The sequence below is a fragment of the Rhizobium acaciae genome (assembly GCF_025941625.1).
Classification (GTDB): domain Bacteria; phylum Pseudomonadota; class Alphaproteobacteria; order Rhizobiales; family Rhizobiaceae; genus Rhizobium; species Rhizobium acaciae.
This window is the reverse complement of the sequence record NZ_JAPCZO010000027.1, coordinates 41,912-59,109: the sequence shown is the minus strand read 5'-3', so window position 1 is coordinate 59,109 and position 17,198 is coordinate 41,912. Positions and strand designations below refer to the sequence as shown.

Below are 17,198 nucleotides of genomic sequence, written 5' to 3'. Positions count from 1 at the left end.
GATGGTGGAGGTGGCACGTGCCGGCCGGGCGGATATCGACTGGTTGGTTCGCGAGGATGCCAGCGCCGGTGAGGCATGGGTATCGCGCTGCGTCGCGCTTGGAGAATATCTGGTTGCCAGGGAGGCCGATGAGATCCTCGGCTTCCTGCGTTTCTCCCGCTTCTGGGGCAGGGTCCCCTATATGGAAATGATCCGCGTCCTGCCCGGCCACCGCCGGTCGGGCTTCGGCACGGCGCTGTTTCTCGCCTGGGAAGACGCCATGCGCGACGACGGCGCCCGCCTGCTGATGACGTCGAGCGAATGCGACGAAAGCCGGCCCCAGGACTGGCATCGCCGCAACGGATTTTCCGAAACCGGCGCGATCGAATTGCCCGGCCTGCAATCGGTGCCGGAAGTCTTCTTCATCAAGCGAATCGGTTAGATCGGCGGAATCCGGCCGAGTGGGATGAAACCGCTGACGGTGGCATTGCCGCGATCGACGACGAGATCGACGGAGACCTTGTCGCCGCCGCCGGCAAGTGCCTTCAAGAGCTTCGTCGCCGTGTTGACGGTCGAGGCGATATCCGGAAAGGCCTGTTTCAGGCTGTCGCCCCAAGGGCCGAGTTGTTCGATCTCCAGCTTGAATTTTCCCGAAAGGAAGCCCTGCTCATCGAAGGAGAAGGGGCCGGTAAGTGTCATCACCTTGCCGTCGCCGATGTCGGCGACGATGCGGCGCAGGTCGCCGGTGGCACCATTGAGGCCGTTCCGGTCACTGCCGTCGATCAGGCCGGCCTTGCCGGCGACGGTCAGATCGATGCTGGCAGACAATCTCGGGAAGATCTGCGGCCAGTCCTTGATCGCCGCGTTGGCGTCCTGCACGGAAATCGCACCGTCGAGATCAGCGCCGTTCTGGCGCAGATGGATTTCGGTGCGAGCGGCATCGAAGCTCACGGTCTGGCCGGTGTAGGAGGAGACGGCCATCGCCTTCAGGCCCTCGATGACGGTCGAGCTGCGGTCGACGCCCTGCAGCCTGGTTGCAAGACTTGCCTGCAGGTTCGTCCATTGGGCCGAGATCGAAAGGCCGTTGCTGGTGCGGATTTCGGCCGGCGAATCGAGTTCCCAGACAATATTGCCGGGCGCATAGACCTGGGCTGCCGAACGCAGTGCGCCGAAGGTGGCGGAGACGCCGTTGCCATTGTCGTCGACGTCGATCTTCGAGCAGAACAGACCGATACGGAAGGGATAGCCGCGGAATTCGATATCGGAGCATTCGCCGCTGACGCCTGCCTGATCGCGCGGCGCGATTGCTTTCAGCACTGTGTTCTTCAGCGACGAGGCCGCATAGAACCAGCCGCCGGTATAAAGCGCGATCGCCAGGAGGACGCCTCCACCCAGCAACCAGAATTGCTTGCCGCTGCCGGATTGGCTTGACGCTGCCATGATGTTCTCCAATGGTGAATCGCAAATGTGATTCCCGGTCTGGCGTGCGATATGGACGAATTTTGGGTATTTGGCTACGGTTCGCTGATGTGGAATCCGGGCTTCGAGTTCATGGAGCGGGCAGAGGCCCTGGTCTACGGCTACAGGCGTTCGCTCTGCGTCCGCTCCTTTGTCCATCGTGGCTCCCGCGACAACCCGGGCCTGGTTCTCGGCCTCGACAGGGGTGGCGCCTGCCGCGGCATGGCTTTCCGCATTTCTGCGGAAAAATGGGATGAAGTGATCGATTATCTCCGCGCCCGCGAGCTGGTCACCAATGTCTACCTGGAGCGCCGGGTGCGGCTGCAGCTTGCCGGCCGGCGCCGGGTCGACGCGGTCGCCTACATCATCGATCGCGAGCATGAGCAATATGCCGGCGCGCTCGATGCGCTTGCGGCGGCACGAGTGGTGAACGAAGCAAAAGGCCAGTCTGGTCCGAATGATGCCTATGTGTTCAACACGCTGATGCATCTGAAGCAGATGGGCATTCGCGACCATTGGCTGGAGCAGGTCGTCAACGAAGTGGAGCGGCTACGCGCCGCCTGATCTCAGCCAGTTGCCGCGTTCAGCTTGCGCAGCTCGACCAGCCTTTTGACCGCCGTCGGCGGGAGCGGCAGATGCGGATTTTGCGCGACGGTTTCGAGCAGAAGCTCGTCGCTTGCCCGCTCCGATACCTCGATCAGATGGGCGAAAAAGGCGTCCGGATCCATTCCCGGCATGATTGGCGGCAGGATCCTTACCTTGAAATGGCCGGGATAACGACGAATGCTCCGCCGCGGCCAGAAGAGGCCAGGATGCATGGCGACCGGCACGACGGGGAGGTTAAGATCGCGGTACATGCGGGCGATGCCGTATTTATAGAGCGGCTCTGCTCCCGGCGGGCGGCGGGTGCCCTCGGGATAGATGATGAGCTGGCGGCCAGTCGAAAGCTCTTCCTTCGTGCGTTTCAGCACTTCCACCATCACCTTGCCGCGGGCGCCGCGATCGACCGGGATCATGCGCTGTTTCTTCGCATACCAGCCGAAGAGCGGAATCCACATCAGTTCGCGCTTCAGGATGTAAACCGGATCCTTCAGCCAGGGCAGCAGTGCGTAGGTATCCCAGAAGGACTGATGCTTCGGCGCCAGGATGTAACTTCCATCAGGCAGGTTCTCCAGGCCCTCGATCTCGAAGGTGGTGCCGACGATCACCCGCATCAGCCAGTGGTTGGAGCGCGCCCAGTTCTTCGGGATCGCATAGGCGATCTTGCGCGGCACGACGAAATAGTAGGGCGAGAGCACGATCATCCGGATGATGAGGTTGGCGTAGAAGATCGTGTTGAAGAGAACGGAACGCAGGGCGATCATGAAACTTTCCCGAGGCATGCTCACGCGACCGGCCTACACGATATTGCCCGCCATAAAAAGCGTTTGATGACGCCCTGATGTAAAAGCCCAGAGCAATTCCAGCAAAAGTGCACAGTGGTATTGCGTCCGCGGCGCTTTATTCCTGGCCAGACGCGTTTGCCGAACGCAGCCCGGTGTGGCGGCCGAAGCCGGTGATGTTGCGGGCGCCGGTCAGCAGCACTTTCACATATTCGGCCAGCATGACGCGCATCGCATTCGGGTCGGTGAACCAGTTGCGGCTTTTCAAATCCGAGTTGACCACGGGATAAGCGATGAACTCGATGTCGGGATCGACATAGGAGAGCTCGGCGAGGCTTCGCGGCATGTGATAATTGTTGGTGACGATCAGAACGCTGCGGTATCCCTTGGCGTGGATCCAGTTCGAAGCTTCCTCGGCATTGCCGATGGTGTCGATCGCATCATAGCCGATATCGACACAGCAGGAGAAGAGATCGGCCGAGCCCTGCGTCATCTTGCGGATCTGCGCCGGCGTCGTCGTCGGGTGGGCGCCGGAAATGAGCAAGCGCTTGCCGGCACCCTTCTGCAGCAGCTCCACGGCCTGGTCGATGCGCTGGTAACCACCCGTCAGCACCACGATGGCATCCGCCTTCGGCTCGGTCGGGGGCTTCAGCGTCGTCACGGAATCGGCAAAACGCAGAAACCCGCCGAACACCAGGGCGATTGCCAGCAAGCAGGCAAAGCCGCCCCAGCGCAGTAGGCGGCGGATCGGCCCGCGCCGCGGCGGCAAACCTGCCGGGCGATCAAGCTCCGGGTCCTGATGAATCGGGTTGGGTGTCGTGTGTCCCATCGTCATGAATCGTGATTATACGCTGATTGCGGCGCGGAACAGACGCTTTCATGGCAAAACGGCACGGTCACGATCAACTTCCGATGCCGTCCGTGCGTGTCGGGTCCGAGCGTAGAGTATCGATTTCGTAGATCGTCCGCATGACGGTGAGCCGGGCGGTGAAGGTGGTGAGCAGCGCGATGACGATCATCGTTGCGAAGATGCCGGCATAACCGAGCACGCCGACGGAGAAGGTGCCAAAGAGTGCGGTCGCCTGGTCCGTTTCGGGGGTGGCGAGGGTGCGGCTTTGCCAGAAACCGGCGGTGGCGAAGAAGAGGGCGGCAAGCGCGCTGCCGATCGCCGAGCCCTTGAGGCTGATCTTCAGGAAATGCTTCTGGAATTCGGTGGCGACGAAGGAGCTTTCGGCACCGACGAAATGCAGCACCTCGACGACGTGACGATTGCCCGACAACGCGCCGCGCGTGGCGAAGACGACAGTGAGCACCATCGCCGTGAAAACCAGGAGCAGGATGCCGGTGCCGATCATGACAGTCGTGTGCGCCATGGACACCAACCGGTCGACCCAGGTGCGGTGATCGTCAAGGGTGGCCTGCGGGATACTGTCCTTCAGCAGCGCCCGCATCGAATCGAAATCCGGCGGATTGCTCTCGTCGATGGTGATGATGACGAGGCGGGGAACCGGCAGATCCTTGAGATCGAGACCAGGGCCGAGCCACGGTTCGAGCAGGCGAGCGGTCGCCGCCTCGTCGACGATCTGGCCGCTCTTGGTGCCGACGAAGGTCAGCGCGAGATCGCGCGCCTGGGTCAGCGCCTTTTCCATGTCGAGATTGTCGTCCGGCTTGATCTGGATGGTGATCTCGCGGGAGATCTGGCTCTCCCAGCTGGCCGCCGTCGAGCGCACCATGCTGACGCCGCCGAGCGTCAGGCAGGCGAGAAAGGCCATGATCGATATCACCACCATCAAGGCGCTGCCCTGGATGTTGGAAGGCGGCAGGATCGGCGCGGTCGGACGCACGCGCAATTCCGGCCGCTTCTGCTGGGTCTTGGCAGACGCCTTCTCGGGGTTTCTGGACGGGGGCTCAGTCATAAATATCGAGATGCCCCTCTGAGAGGATCATGCGGCGGGCTTCCACCTGCTCCATCAGCGCCAGGTCATGCGTGGCGATCACGACTGCCGTGCCGAGGCGGTTCAGCTCGAGGAAAAGGTTGAGCAGGCGCTTGGCCATCGGCGGGTCGACATTGCCGGTCGGCTCGTCGGCCAGCAGCACTTCCGGCCGGTCCATCAGCGCCCGGGCGATTGCGGCGCGCTGCTTCTCGCCGCCGGAGAGTACGGGCGGCAGCACGTTGATGCGTTCGCCGAGGCCGACCCATTTCAAAAGTTCCAGGACGTCGGTCTTGTAGGAGCTTTCATCCTTGCCACGCACCCGTAAGGGCAAAGCGACATTCTCATAGGTGGTAAGATGGTCGAGGAGGCGGAAATCCTGGAAGACGATGCCGACGCGGCGGCGCAGAAGCGGCAGTTCGGGGCGGGGGATTTCGGAAATGTCGCGCCCGAACATGCGGATCAACCCGCGCGTCGGCTGCAGCGACATGAAAAGCATCCGCAGCAGCGACGTCTTGCCGGCGCCCGATGGACCCGTCAGGAACTGAAAGGATTTCTTCGGAATGTCGAAGGTCAGGTCCCGGAGGATTTCCGGGCCCATGCCATAGCGCAAACCGACATTCTCGAAGTGGATCAACGGGCAGCTCAGTCTGTTGTGGGTTTCACCGCACGACTTGTTAACCAACACCGTTAACAGCCGGTAAATTTTGCTGGAAAGACGCCCGTTTGATGGCGATCTTTGCGAAGCATTAACCATTAAAATTTACGACTGAGCAGGATTCGTTTCAATGCCAAGATTTCCCCTGGCAGCGAAACCATGTGGACATCTGCGAGGCAGCCACCATGGAAGCATCCTTCAGTCGCCGGACGCCGGGCCAGGCCTATGATTTCCTGCCGCCGGAACCCGCCAACCGTCAGTACCGCTCGGCGCGTCCTGCCGATATCTCCGACGCCGAATTCGTCACCCTCGGCAAAGTTCGGCCCAGGGAATTCAATGCAAGGACCTATAACGACAACCGCAAGCGTATGGCTGGCGCAAACGCCGCACCGCCGCCGTTCATGCCGGCAATGGCTGCTTCCATTCTGCAGACCGTGGAATCCTGGCTGCAGCGCGCGTCGATGCGGAGCTTCGCAGCGCTGGTGCTGGCGCTCGTCGTGCTCGTCTTCGGGCTTGCGGGTGGTTTTTCCGGCCTCTCCGGCGAGCGAGCCACTTCCGGAGCGTCACTGCATTTCACCCATGTCACGGTGACGCCGCGTGATGCGAACGGCATGCGCGTGCTCCTCATCAACGGCATCATCGAAAACGAGAGCGGCACGACGCAGACGGTGCATCCGATCCGTGCCGATCTCGTGACCGACGAACGGCTGACCGCAAGCATCGTCATCAACCCGCCGGCCGACGTGATCTATGGCGGCCAGAGCCGTGGCTTCTCGGCTCGCGTCCAGCATGCCGGCGGAAAAATGCCGGAGGTCCGGCTTTCCTTCCTGCCACAGACGTAACAGGACATGGATTGCCGATTTTCGCGTCGCAGGTCGCGCCAATCGCGTTAATTTCATAGCCGGCGAGGCTGTTTCAGGCTCGCATATGTGCTAACGGCTTACCCTTCTTTTCATGGAGCAAGCCCTTATGCCTGTCGTGCGCGGAAAAAACATCGAGCCGCTCTTCACCGCCGAGCAGATCGCCGAGCGCAATCATTCGATGGCGCGGGAGATCGCCAGTGGCCCGACCAAGGACCTGCTGGTTATCGCCGTGCTCAAGGGGTCCTTCATCTTCGCCGCCGACCTGATCCGCGCCCTGCATGATAGCGGGCTTGCCCCGGAGGTCGAATTCATCACGCTGTCGAGCTACGGCATCGGCACGGTTTCTCAGGGCGTCCGCATCGTCAAGGATATCGACAGCGACGTGCATGGCCGCGACGTCCTGCTGATCGACGATATCCTCGAATCCGGCCGGACGCTGCTCTTTGCCAAGGAGCTGCTCTTCGAACGTGGCGCGCGCAACGTCACGATCGCCGTGCTGCTCGACAAGCGCGTCAAGCGCAAGGAAAAGCTGGAGGCTGACTATGTCGGCTTCGAATGCCCCGACTATTTTGTCGTCGGCTACGGCATGGATGTCGCCTATGCCTTTCGCGAACTGCCCTTCGTCGGCGTGGTTACCGGGGACGCCTGAGCTACTGCATAATTCCTTAAATCGGAATCGATTTAAGGATAAAATTATGCAGCAATTAAAAGTGTTACAGCGTCCGTTGCGCGTCTTAAAGACGCGCGGCGCTGTAATGCCTTCAAGACGGGTTGTTAACCATCTCGTCCATCGCTTCACCATCTTTACCGATCGAAAAGGAAAGTCTGGTGATTTCCGTCGCGGGGCTGATACGGAGCGATGCACATATGGCAAGAATTCTGATTACGGAAGACGAGGACTCCCTGCGGTCCTTCGTGGCCCGGGCCCTGCGGCTTGATGGCCACGAGACCGATGAGGCGGCCGATGGGGCCGAGGGCCTGGAGAAGCTCAAGGACGGGGTCTACGATCTGCTGCTTTCAGATATCCGCATGCCCGTGATGGACGGCATTGAACTCGCCCATCAGGCAAAAGACGCTTTTCCGGGTTTGAAAATCCTGCTGATGACCGGCTATGCCGAACAGCGCGAACGGGCCGACGATCTTGCCGAAAAGATCATCGATGTCGTCGCCAAACCATTCGCGCTTCCCGATATCCGCAAGGCTGTTGCCCGGGCGCTCGTCGCGTAGCGCGTAATGCCGAAAGGTGTGAGCGATCGTCGGACGAGATGGTGCTCACCTTCCTCGATTGAGATCCGGATTTAGATTTTAGGCCGCTCTGGCCTAAAGTCATTCTGTTAGAACGACTGCGATCCATTGTGCGGTGGCGCAGGACCTACTGGATGTCCAACAGCCGCTCGAGATAGCGCCGTTCCATTTCCTGCGGTGGATTGTTGCCGAGTTTTTCACGGATCGCGTCAAGGATTTCTCGCGCCCGTTGAACGTCGATTTCATCAGGGACCTTCACGTTGTCGCCGAAATCAGGTCCCTGGGTCCGACGTGGCCGACCGAGCGGGTCGCGGCCGTTCTGGTCGCCCTGGCCAACCTGGCCGTTCGGACCTTGACCCTGCTGGCCCTGCTGCGCCTGCATCATCTGGTTCATCATGTCGCGGGCGCCCTGGCGAAGCGCTTCAAGCGCGCGGCCCTGGCCCTCGACGGCCGGTTGGCCGCGACCCTGGCCGAGTTCCCGGCCGGCGCCTTCCATTTCGCGCTGCGCCTGGCCAAAGCCCGGGCCAGGCTTCATGCCCATCTCGCCGAGGCTCTTCTGCAATTCGCCGAGCTGCTTGCCGAGCGCATCCTGCTGGGCGCGCAGCTGTTTCAGCGCCTCGCGCAGCTGCTCGGCCGTCATCTGGTCGGAGGGCTGCTGGCCTTCCTTACCTTGCTGGCTCTGCTGCTGGTCCTGTGGCTCGCCGTTCTCTCCGGGATTCATCTCGTCGAGCAGCGGATCGTTTTCGCCCATCTCAGTCTCGCCGCGCTGCATGCGGTCCCTGAGCTGCTGATCGAGCCGGAAGGTCTGTTCCATCAGCTTTTGCTGGTCGCGCAGGATCTCGCCGAGCTTGTCGATCTGTTTGCGGGCTTCACTGTTTTCCTGGCCCTGCTGACCGCGCTGCGGGCGGCCCGCCTGCAGGTTGTTCATCATCCGCTGCAATTCCGACAGCATCTGCTGGGCCGCGTCACGATTGCCGGAGCGAGCGAGATTCTCGATCTGGTCCATCATCCGTTCCAGATCCTGCTGGCGCAGGATATTCTGCGCATTCTGGTTCGGCTGCATCGGCGCGTTCTGCATGCGCTCTGCAAGCTCGGTCATATAGTCCTGCATCGCCTTGCGCAGCTCGTCCATCAGCTTCTTGATCTCCGCGTCGGGAGCGTTGCGGTCCAGCGCGTCGGCAAGCTTCTGTTGGGCTTCGCGCAGCTTGCGCTCGGCAAGCGAGAGATCGCCGTCCTCCATACCGAGGGCGATCTCCCAGAGATATTGGGCCGTATCCTTCAGCGCATCCTCGCCCTTTGCGAGCTTCATGCGCGTCAAGGCGGATTCGAGCAGCAGATAGTTGGTGAGCTTGGGGATGGTCTCCTCGGGGCGGATGGTCAGCGCCTCGTTCAGGGCGATCGCCTGCGGCATCTTGCGCGTATCGAGCGCGAAAACCTGCCGCTCCTCGGCGACGGCCGCGGCAAGCGGCTCGTTGAAGGGCCGCGACGGCAGCACCATCTCATGCGGCGGGCTGCGGCCGGTCTGGCCGGCGGCATCCTTGGCGACGAGGGTGATGCGCACGCGCTTGCCGGCGAGCGGATGTTCGGTCAGGTTCCGGCTGGTCACGCCCTTGGCGTCGCGGGCGTTGCGGCGGGGGACATCCAGCCGGTACTCCGGCAGCGGATAGAGCGGCGTTGCGGTGGGATCTGTTTCGACGGGAACGATCTCCGCATGCGCCTCCTGGACGCCGTAATCGTCCTTGACGGTGAAACCGATTTCGAGCGCGCCGTTGATGCTGGGCTTCGGCAGGCCGTCGAAGGCAATCTCCGGTGCCTTGTCGGGGAGAACGTCGAAGCTCCAGCGGCGGCCATTGACTTCGAGTGCTCCGTTCTCCTGAAGCTTCATCATATGCGTCTGCGCGACGAGAGCCTGGCTGGCGGGTGCCGCCGTCGGCTGCCCGCTGCCTGATGCTGCCGTCTGCTGCGGCTTGGTATCGGCCTGCACGGCGATATCCTGCGCCTCGCCGTTCGCCTTGCGGAACACGACTTTTTCCGCCGTCTTTCCGCCGCTGACGCGCACAGTGAGGCCTGAAAACTGCGGAATGCCGATCGGCGCCTGCTCGCTGCCGTCAGCCGTCAGGTAAATCGGCGCGCGGCTGGTATAGGAAGGCGGCGTCACCCAAGCGTCGATGCGCACCGCCGGATCGCTGACCACCTGCTCGGGTGCTGCCTGCAACGCGTCGCGGATCGAGCCGCCGTTGATCGACAGCGAATAACCGAAGGCCGTGACGAGCAGCAGCGCCGGGACGGCGCGCAACGCGAAACGGTCATGCGTGGCAATATCAGGCCGCGGCAGTCCGGCATCGAGTGCCGCGATCTTTTCGGCCATGCGCGTCTGGTGCTCGCGCCAGAGCGCCCGGCCGAAGGGCGTATCGAAGGCCGGCTCGTCTTCCTGGACGGTGACCGGCTGGTGCGGCAGGCCGTTGCGCTCTTCCAGCATGCGGTCGGCTTCCGCGACTTTCGGCCAGCGCAGGGTGCGGAAGGGGAGGAGTGAAACCAGAAAAGCGGCGGCAAAGGCAATCAGCAGCAGGATGCGCAGCCAGTCCGGCACGCTGCGGAAGAGGCCGAACCAGGAGGCAGAGAGATAAAAGGCGATGACGGACAGTACCGGCATCAAAGACGGCAGCAACTGCTCGAAAAAGAGCACGATGCGCGCCAGCAGGCGTTTCGTCGTCACCAGCCGGGCAAGCGAGGGACGGAACGCAAATGCACCTTTCTTCTGCCGAGAGGGGCTTGTCATCGGTCCGGTCTCCGCGATCTGGTGTTCTGGAACAGAGGGCGCTTCCGGCGATTGCAGGGCAATACGCTCATGAACGAAAGGATAACACTCTTTGTGGCGAAGGCGAGGGCGAGCGGCCGATAATACCGGCTTTTCACGTTTGTTCGCCAAAAAGTGATGGCTACTTAAAGCGCGTCGTGATCTTTCAGATCGCTTCGCGCGCTTTAAGTCTTTGTTTTACGCATGTCGTGATCGCAAAACCGCTGCGCACATTTGCGCGACATGCTTCAGTCGAGCCAGGCCGGAACGGAGTCGAGGCTGATCAGTTCGGCATAGGTTCTGCGCGGCCGAATCGTATGGAAATCGCTGCCCCTGACCAGAACTTCGGGCACCAGCAGGCGGCTGTTATAAGTGCCGGCCTGGACCGCCCCGTAGGCGCCGGCAGTGCTGACGGCCATCAGGTCGCCGGGCTTCGGCATCGCCATCTCGCGGTCGAGCGCCAGATAATCGCCGGTCTCGCAGACGGGACCGACGACATCGGCGCGGATGCGGGGCGCGTTGGCCGCAGAAATCGTTACCGGACGAATCTCGTGATAGGCCTCGTAGAGCGTCGGGCGGATGAGATCGTTCATCGCGCCGTCGACGATGACGAAGGTCTTTTCGCCGCCATCCTTCACATAGAGGACTTCGGTCACCAGGATGCCGGCATTGCCGACGATCAGGCGGCCGGGTTCGGTGATGATCTTGCAGTCCAGGCCGCGCAGCTGGTTCTTGACGATTGCCGCATAGGCATCCGGCAGCGGCGGCGGATTGTTGTCGTCCTTGTAGGGGATGCCGAGACCGCCGCCGATATCGACGTGGTGGATGGTGTGGCCGTCGGCGCGCAGCGTCGCGACAAGATCGTGCAGCAGCTTGAAGGCATCGTCGAAGGGTTGCAATTCGGTGATCTGGCTGCCGATGTGCATGTCGATGCCGGTGACCTCGATGCCCGGCAGCCTGGCGGCATGGGCATAGATGGCGCGGGCGCGCTCCCAGGAGATGCCGAACTTGTTTTCCTTCTTGCCGGTCGAGATCTTGGAATGCGTCTTTGCATCGACATCAGGGTTGATGCGGAAGGAGACCGGCGCTTTCTTGCCCGCGCTGACAGAGCGCTGGTTGAGGATCTCGAGTTCGGGCTCGGATTCGACGTTGAAGCAGTAGATGCCGGCCTCAAGCGCGAAATCCATCTCGGACGGCGTCTTGCCGACACCTGAGAACATGATGCGGCTCGCCGGAATATCGGCGGCAAGCGCGCGGCGCAGCTCGCCTTCCGAAACGACGTCGATACCGGCGCCGAGGCGGCCCAGCGTCTTCAGCACCGCCTGGTTCGAATTCGCCTTCATCGCATAGCAGACCATGGAGTCCATGTCGGCGAAGGCTTCCGAAAAGACGCGGTAATGGCGCTCCAGCGTCGCGGTGGAGTAGACATAGAAAGGGGTGCCGACAGCCTTGGCGATCTCGGGAACGGGGACGTTCTCCGCATGAAGGACGCCGTCGCGGTACTCGAAATGGTTCACGGGTTTATGCCTTAAAGAAGGGGATCGAGAAGGAAGGGCTTGTCGACGGTTCCCGGTTGTTTCGTCGGCTTGGACACGTCGCCTTCCTTGGTTGCCGCAGCGCTCGGCGGATCGAGGTCGCCCTTGCGCCCGCATCCGGCAACGGCAAGGCCGATGACGGCGAGAACCGCCGTCAGGCGGACGAGGTGCGGCAAGCTCTTCTGCATGGAAATCCTCTTCTGCGGGCATGTAGTGGCATCATTCATGTCGAATGATTGCTATCTTCATAGCGAAGTTTATTCGCCTTGTGCACCCTGATTGTTGGGCGGTCTTTTCGGGCCCGCAGGAACGGCGCGGCGGCTTTTCGCCACGCCTGGTATCTCCTAGTTGCGGGCGCGCCAGAAGGCGATCTGTCTGCGCACTTCGGACGGCGCGGTGCCGCCGAAGCTCTTGCGGCTGGCGACGGAGGCTTCGACGGTCAGCACGTCGTAGACCTTGTCGGTGATGTCGGCATGGATCGCCTGCAGATCGGAGAGCGGCAGTTCGGCAAGGTCGCAGCCCTTGCTTTCGGCGAGCGCTACGGCGCGGCCGGTGACGTGATGGGCGTCGCGGAAGGGGAGGCCCGCTTCGCGCACCAGCCAGTCGGCAAGATCGGTCGCCGTCGAATAGCCGGAGCCGGCCGCCGCCTTCATGCGCGCGGTGTTGACGGTCATGTCGTGCACCATGCCGGTCATGGCGGCGATTGCCAGTTCCAGGCTCTCGGCAGCGTCGAAGACCTGTTCCTTGTCTTCCTGCATGTCCTTGGAATAGGCGAGCGGCAGACCCTTCATGATCGTCAGCAGCGCCACCAGCGAGCCGTTGATGCGGCCGGTCTTGGCGCGCACCAGTTCGGCGGCATCCGGATTCTTCTTCTGCGGCATGATCGACGAGCCGGTTGAGAAGGCGTCGGAGAGACGTACGAAACCGAATTGCGGGGTAGACCAGATGACGATCTCTTCTGCCAGACGCGACAGGTGCATGCCCGTAATCGCTGCGATCGACAGGAATTCGATGGCGAAATCGCGGTCGGAGACCGTATCGATGGAGTTGCGGGTCGGCTCGCGGAAACCGAGCGCCTTGGCCGTCATGTGGCGGTCGATCGGATAGCCGGTGCCGGCAAGTGCGGCGGCACCGATCGGGCTTTCATCCAGATGCTCGATGGCGTGGCGCACGCGCGAGCGATCGCGGCCGAACATTTCGACATAGGCCATGCAGTGATGGCCGAAGGTAACGGGCTGGGCGGTCTGCAGATGGGTGAAGCCCGGCATGACGCTTTCGGCATGTTCTTCGGCGCGGTCGAGGAAAGCCGCGATCAGGCCGGTCAGCATCTGCTCGGTCTTCTGCAGCTCTTCCTTCACCCAGAGACGGAAGTCGAGCGCCACCTGATCATTGCGCGAGCGGGCGGTGTGCAGGCGGCCGGCCGCCGGTCCGATCAGCGTTGCCAGACGTGCCTCGACATTCATATGGATGTCTTCGAGCTGACGCGAGAATTCGAAATTGCCGCTTTCGATTTCTGACAGGATCGTGTTTAGCCCGTGAACGATCTTGTCCTTATCGTCAGTGGAAATGATCCCCTGATGGGCGAGCATCGTCGCATGGGCAATCGAACCGCGAATATCCTGCGCGAATAGCTTCTTGTCGAAACCGATCGAGGCATTTATCTCCTCCATGATCGCGTCCGGGCCGGAGGCGAAGCGACCGCCCCACATCTGGTTGGAGGATTTGGTGTCCGTGGTGTCATCGGCCATGAAGGTGTCCGCCTTGAGGATGCATGTCCAGGAGAATGAAATGACGACAAGAAAACCCCTCGGGCTGCCATCCCTGAAATGGATCGCGATGGCCGCCGTTGCGGGTGTCGTTGCCGGTGCGGCAGCGGTATACGTGAAGGAGACGGGGATTGGCAATGGCGGCGGCGAAACGGCATCAGTCGAATGCAAGCTTGCGAGGGATCGCGTCGCCAGCCTCACGCCGCTGATGAAGGGACAGGTGGCCGCGATGGTCGCCGCCTACGAGCCGCGCAAACTGACCGCGGTCTCCTTCAACGGGCCGGATGGCAAGCCGCTGACGCTCGATCATTTCGCCGGCAAGACCGTGCTTCTCAATCTCTGGGCGACATGGTGCGTTCCCTGCCGCGAGGAGATGCCGGCGCTGAACGCGCTCGAGAAGGAGATGGGCAGCGACAGGTTCCAGGTCGTGCCGGTCAATATCGATAGCGGCGACGACGAGAAGCCGAAGACCTTCCTTGCGGAGATCGGCGTCGATGCGCTGCAGCTTTATCGCGACAATACGATTTCGGTGTTCAACAGCCTGAAGAAAGAGGGCCTCGCCATGGGGCTGCCGGTGACGCTGTTGATCGATGACAAGGGATGCCTGATTTCAGCGATGAACGGTCCGGCTGCCTGGGACAGCGAGGACGCCAAGGCGCTGATCAAGGGCGCGATCGGGTCGTAAAGCCGCGATTGGTCACCCTCCTTCGCTGAAGAAGGGGCGTTACCGCGTCGGGACCGGCACTTCACCGCGATAGTCATAGAAGCCGCGGCCGGACTTGCGTCCGAGCCAGCCGGCTTCGACATATTTCACCAGCAGCGGGCAGGGACGATATTTCGAGTCCGCCAGGCCGTCATGCAGCACCTGCATGATCGAGAGGCAGGTGTCGAGGCCGATGAAATCGGCAAGCTGCAGCGGTCCCATCGGATGGTTGGCGCCGAGCTTCATTGCCGTATCGATGGCGTCGACCGTGCCGACGCCTTCATAGAGCGTGTAGATCGCTTCGTTGATCATAGGCAGCAGGATGCGGTTGACGATGAAGGCCGGGAAATCCTCGGCGACGGTGATGGTCTTTTCCAGCGTGCCGACGAATTCCTTGGCGGCGGAAAAGGTCTTCTCGTCGGTGGCGATGCCGCGCACCAGTTCGACCAGCTTCATGACAGGCACCGGGTTCATGAAGTGTATGCCCATGAAGCGCTCGGGGCGGTCGGTGGCGGCAGCAAGCCGGGTGATGGACAGGGAAGAGGTGTTGGTGGCAAGCAGCGCTTCCGGCTTCAGGACCGGACAGACCTGGGTATAGATCTTGCGCTTGACCGTTTCATCCTCGGTGGCGGCCTCGATGACGAGATCGGAGGGGGCGAGATCATTGACATCGGACGAGCCTGTGATGAGCGACAAGGTCGACTTGCGCTCCTCTTCGGTCATCTTGCCGTTCGTCACCAGCCGGGCCAGGTTGCCGTTGATGGTGGCAAGGCCAGATTCGATGCGGTCCTGCGAGAGATCGTAAATGTGAACCCTATAACCTGCGGCGGCCGAAACATGCGCGATGCCGCAGCCCATCTGACCGGCACCGATAATACCAATATTCTTCAACACCGCATTCATCTCCAAACCCCCGCACGGCATTCGCCCCCGCGCCGCCGCATTTTTCTAGCAATACTGCCGGACGAAGGATCGCCCGGCAGCAGTAGTAGCCCGATAAAAGATAATTTTCCAGTCATTCGCAAGTGCGAAAGAAAAGCATTTGGCGCGGTCAGAGCGCCTTTTGCAATTCCGGCAAGACATCGAAGAGATCGGCGACCAGTCCGTAGTCGGCGACCTGGAAGATTGGCGCCTCTTCGTCCTTGTTGATGGCGACGATGACCTTCGAATCTTTCATGCCGGCCAGATGCTGGATGGCGCCTGAAATGCCGCAGGCAATGTAGAGCTGCGGCGCCACCACCTTGCCGGTCTGGCCGACCTGCCAGTCGTTCGGCGCATAACCGGCATCGACGGCGGCTCTGGATGCACCGACGGCGGCTCCGAGCTTGTCGGCAAGCGGCAGGATGACCTCCTTGAACTTCTCGGCAGAGCCGAGTGCCCGGCCGCCGGAGATGATGATCTTCGCAGAGGTCAGCTCCGGACGGTCGGAGGCCGACAGCGCATCGCCGACGAAGGTCGAAAGCCCCGGATCGGAAACCGCCGGAATTGCCTCGACGGTGGCCGAACCACCTTCCGGTGCGGAGGCGAAGGAAGCGGTGCGCACGGTGATCACCTTCTTCGCATCGCTCGCCTGTACCGTCTGAATGGCATTGCCGGCATAGATCGGTCGCTTGAAGGTATCGGACGAGATCACCTCGACGATCTCGGAGACCTGGGCGACATCGAGAAGGGCGGCGACGCGCGGCAGCACGTTCTTGCCGACCGAGGTGGCGGCAGACAGGATCGTGTCGTAGCTGCCAGCCAGCGAGACGATCAGGTCGGCCAGCGGTTCGGCCAGATTGTTGGCGAGTTCATCGCTTTCGGCCAGCAGCACCTTGGAGACGCCGGCAAGCTTGGCGGCGGCATCGGCAGCAGGCTTGGCAGCCTTGCCGGCAACGAGCACATGCACGTCGCCGCCGATCTTTGCGGCTGCCGTCAGCGCCTTGGCGGTCTGGTCGGACAGGCTGGCATTGTCGTGGTCAGCCAGAAGAAGAATGGTCATGATGATGGCTCCTGTTCCAAGCTGATTACAGCACGCCGGCTTCGTTTTTGAGCTTGTCGATCAGTTCGGCGACCGACTTGACCTTGACACCGGCCTTGCGGCCGGACGGCTCCTCGGTCTTCAACACCTTGAGGCGCGGTGTGGTGGACACGCCGAAGTCGCCGGGCGTCTTCTTGTCGAGCGGCTTCTTCTTCGCCTTCATGATATTCGGCAGCGAGGCATAACGCGGTTCGTTCAAGCGCAGATCGGTGGTCACAACAGCCGGCAGCTTGATCTCGATCGTCTGCAGGCCGCCATCGACTTCACGGGTGACCTGAGCCTTGCCATCCCCGATCTCGATCTTCGAGGCGAAGGTCGCTTGGGCAATTCCCATCAGTGCTGCCAGCATCTGGCCGGTCTGATTGCTGTCGTCGTCGATCGCCTGCTTGCCGACGATGATCAGACCGGGCTGTTCGGCATCGGCGACAGCCTTCAAGATCTTGGCAACCGTGAGCGGTTCTACAGCATCGTCTGTCTCGACCAGGATCGCCCGGTCGGCGCCCATGGCAAGTGCGGTGCGCAGGGTCTCTTCGGCCTTGGCAGGACCGATCGACACCACCACCACCTCCTCGCACTTGCCGGCTTCCTTCAGCCGCAGCGCCTCTTCCACCGAGATCTCGTCGAACGGGTTCATCGACATCTTCACATTGGCAAGCTCGACACCCGTGCCGTCCGGCTTCACCCGGATCTTCACGTTGTAGTCGACAACCCGTTTGACTGGGACGAGTATCTTCATGGGGTCCTTCCTTCAGGAGAAACTGGCTTCAGAGACTTTTTTAGAAAATGCGCGCTTGGGCGCCGCTCCGATTGTCGAATGGCGACATGGATACGCGTTTTTCCTCCAAATTCAACGCTTCGATG

Annotated in this window: 18 protein-coding genes; 6 read left to right on the top strand and 12 right to left on the bottom strand. The window is 61.7% G+C overall.

Annotated elements, in window-relative coordinates:
* Position 1: 1 nt before the first annotated feature.
* On the top strand, positions 2-421 hold the full coding sequence (locus OLZ32_RS32250; protein ID WP_003543328.1) for a GNAT family N-acetyltransferase: 420 nt from the start codon (positions 2-4) through the stop codon (positions 419-421).
* Here the strand turns inward: OLZ32_RS32250 and OLZ32_RS32245 are convergent.
* Positions 418-1,419, bottom strand: coding sequence for a DUF2125 domain-containing protein (locus OLZ32_RS32245; protein ID WP_264399791.1), 1,002 nt, complete (start codon positions 1,417-1,419; stop codon positions 418-420). The genes OLZ32_RS32250 and OLZ32_RS32245 overlap by 4 nt on opposite strands.
* A 51-nt stretch (positions 1,420-1,470) precedes the next feature.
* Here OLZ32_RS32245 and OLZ32_RS32240 point away from each other — a divergent pair, with 51 nt between their 5' ends.
* Positions 1,471-2,001 (top strand): gamma-glutamylcyclotransferase, encoded by a 531-nt coding sequence (locus OLZ32_RS32240; protein ID WP_003543325.1) that lies wholly within the window; start codon positions 1,471-1,473, stop codon positions 1,999-2,001.
* A 2-nt stretch (positions 2,002-2,003) separates the two neighbouring features.
* Here OLZ32_RS32240 and OLZ32_RS32235 read toward each other — a convergent pair whose 3' ends face one another.
* From OLZ32_RS32235 to ftsE, 4 genes are all read right to left on the bottom strand, one after another.
* Positions 2,004-2,801: a lysophospholipid acyltransferase family protein gene (locus OLZ32_RS32235; protein ID WP_264399792.1), complete on the bottom strand. Its 798-nt coding sequence runs from the start codon at positions 2,799-2,801 to the stop codon at positions 2,004-2,006.
* Positions 2,802-2,937: 136 nt separating this feature from the next.
* Complete coding sequence (locus OLZ32_RS32230) at positions 2,938-3,648, bottom strand: YdcF family protein (RefSeq protein WP_032987328.1); 711 nt, start codon at positions 3,646-3,648, stop codon at positions 2,938-2,940.
* 73 nt (positions 3,649-3,721) lie between these two features.
* Positions 3,722-4,735, bottom strand: a complete 1,014-nt coding sequence (locus OLZ32_RS32225) for a cell division protein FtsX (RefSeq protein ID WP_003543319.1) — start codon at positions 4,733-4,735, stop codon at positions 3,722-3,724.
* Positions 4,728-5,387, bottom strand: coding sequence for a cell division ATP-binding protein FtsE (gene ftsE / locus OLZ32_RS32220; protein WP_003543317.1), 660 nt, complete (start codon positions 5,385-5,387; stop codon positions 4,728-4,730). Before ftsE ends, OLZ32_RS32225 begins: the two co-directional genes overlap by 8 nt.
* A 206-nt stretch (positions 5,388-5,593) precedes the next feature.
* On the opposite strand from ftsE, the gene OLZ32_RS32215 reads away from it, so the two are divergent.
* From OLZ32_RS32215 to OLZ32_RS32205, 3 genes are all read left to right on the top strand, one after another.
* A complete protein-coding gene (locus tag OLZ32_RS32215; RefSeq protein WP_003543316.1) occupies positions 5,594-6,250 on the top strand; it encodes a hypothetical protein in 657 nt (218 codons plus the stop codon).
* Positions 6,251-6,377: 127 nt separating this feature from the next.
* Positions 6,378-6,920, top strand: coding sequence for a hypoxanthine phosphoribosyltransferase (gene hpt / locus OLZ32_RS32210; RefSeq protein WP_003543314.1), 543 nt, complete (start codon positions 6,378-6,380; stop codon positions 6,918-6,920).
* Between the two features lie 218 nt (positions 6,921-7,138).
* Positions 7,139-7,498 (top strand): response regulator, encoded by a 360-nt coding sequence (locus tag OLZ32_RS32205; RefSeq protein WP_003543311.1) that lies wholly within the window; start codon positions 7,139-7,141, stop codon positions 7,496-7,498.
* 145 nt (positions 7,499-7,643) lie between these two features.
* On the opposite strand, the gene OLZ32_RS32200 is transcribed toward OLZ32_RS32205, so the two are convergent.
* From OLZ32_RS32200 to argH, 4 genes are all read right to left on the bottom strand, one after another.
* Positions 7,644-10,295: a TIGR02302 family protein gene (locus OLZ32_RS32200; RefSeq protein ID WP_264424371.1), complete on the bottom strand. Its 2,652-nt coding sequence runs from the start codon at positions 10,293-10,295 to the stop codon at positions 7,644-7,646.
* Between the two features lie 266 nt (positions 10,296-10,561).
* A complete protein-coding gene (gene lysA / locus OLZ32_RS32195; RefSeq protein WP_017989552.1) occupies positions 10,562-11,830 on the bottom strand; it encodes a diaminopimelate decarboxylase in 1,269 nt (422 codons plus the stop codon).
* A gap of 11 nt (positions 11,831-11,841) precedes the next feature.
* The gene (gene lptM / locus OLZ32_RS32190) at positions 11,842-12,036 is read right to left on the bottom strand and encodes an LPS translocon maturation chaperone LptM (protein ID WP_003543301.1); all 195 of its coding nucleotides are present in this window, start codon (positions 12,034-12,036) and stop codon (positions 11,842-11,844) included.
* 156 nt (positions 12,037-12,192) lie between these two features.
* Positions 12,193-13,596, bottom strand: coding sequence for an argininosuccinate lyase (gene argH, locus OLZ32_RS32185; protein WP_017989551.1), 1,404 nt, complete (start codon positions 13,594-13,596; stop codon positions 12,193-12,195).
* A gap of 40 nt (positions 13,597-13,636) precedes the next feature.
* Between argH and tlpA the strand changes: the two genes are divergently transcribed.
* Complete coding sequence (gene tlpA / locus OLZ32_RS32180) at positions 13,637-14,299, top strand: thiol:disulfide interchange protein TlpA (protein WP_264399797.1); 663 nt, start codon at positions 13,637-13,639, stop codon at positions 14,297-14,299.
* A 39-nt stretch (positions 14,300-14,338) separates the two neighbouring features.
* Here the strand turns inward: tlpA and OLZ32_RS32175 are convergent, their stop codons facing one another.
* From OLZ32_RS32175 to OLZ32_RS32165, 3 genes are all read right to left on the bottom strand, one after another.
* Entirely contained in the window at positions 14,339-15,220 is an 882-nt protein-coding gene (locus OLZ32_RS32175; protein ID WP_003543296.1) for a 3-hydroxybutyryl-CoA dehydrogenase, read from the bottom strand.
* Between the two features lie 148 nt (positions 15,221-15,368).
* Positions 15,369-16,298, bottom strand: a complete 930-nt coding sequence (locus tag OLZ32_RS32170; protein ID WP_264424369.1) for an electron transfer flavoprotein subunit alpha/FixB family protein — start codon at positions 16,296-16,298, stop codon at positions 15,369-15,371.
* 25 nt (positions 16,299-16,323) lie between these two features.
* Positions 16,324-17,073 (bottom strand): electron transfer flavoprotein subunit beta/FixA family protein, encoded by a 750-nt coding sequence (locus tag OLZ32_RS32165; protein ID WP_264424367.1) that lies wholly within the window; start codon positions 17,071-17,073, stop codon positions 16,324-16,326.
* Positions 17,074-17,198: the final 125 nt, after the last annotated feature.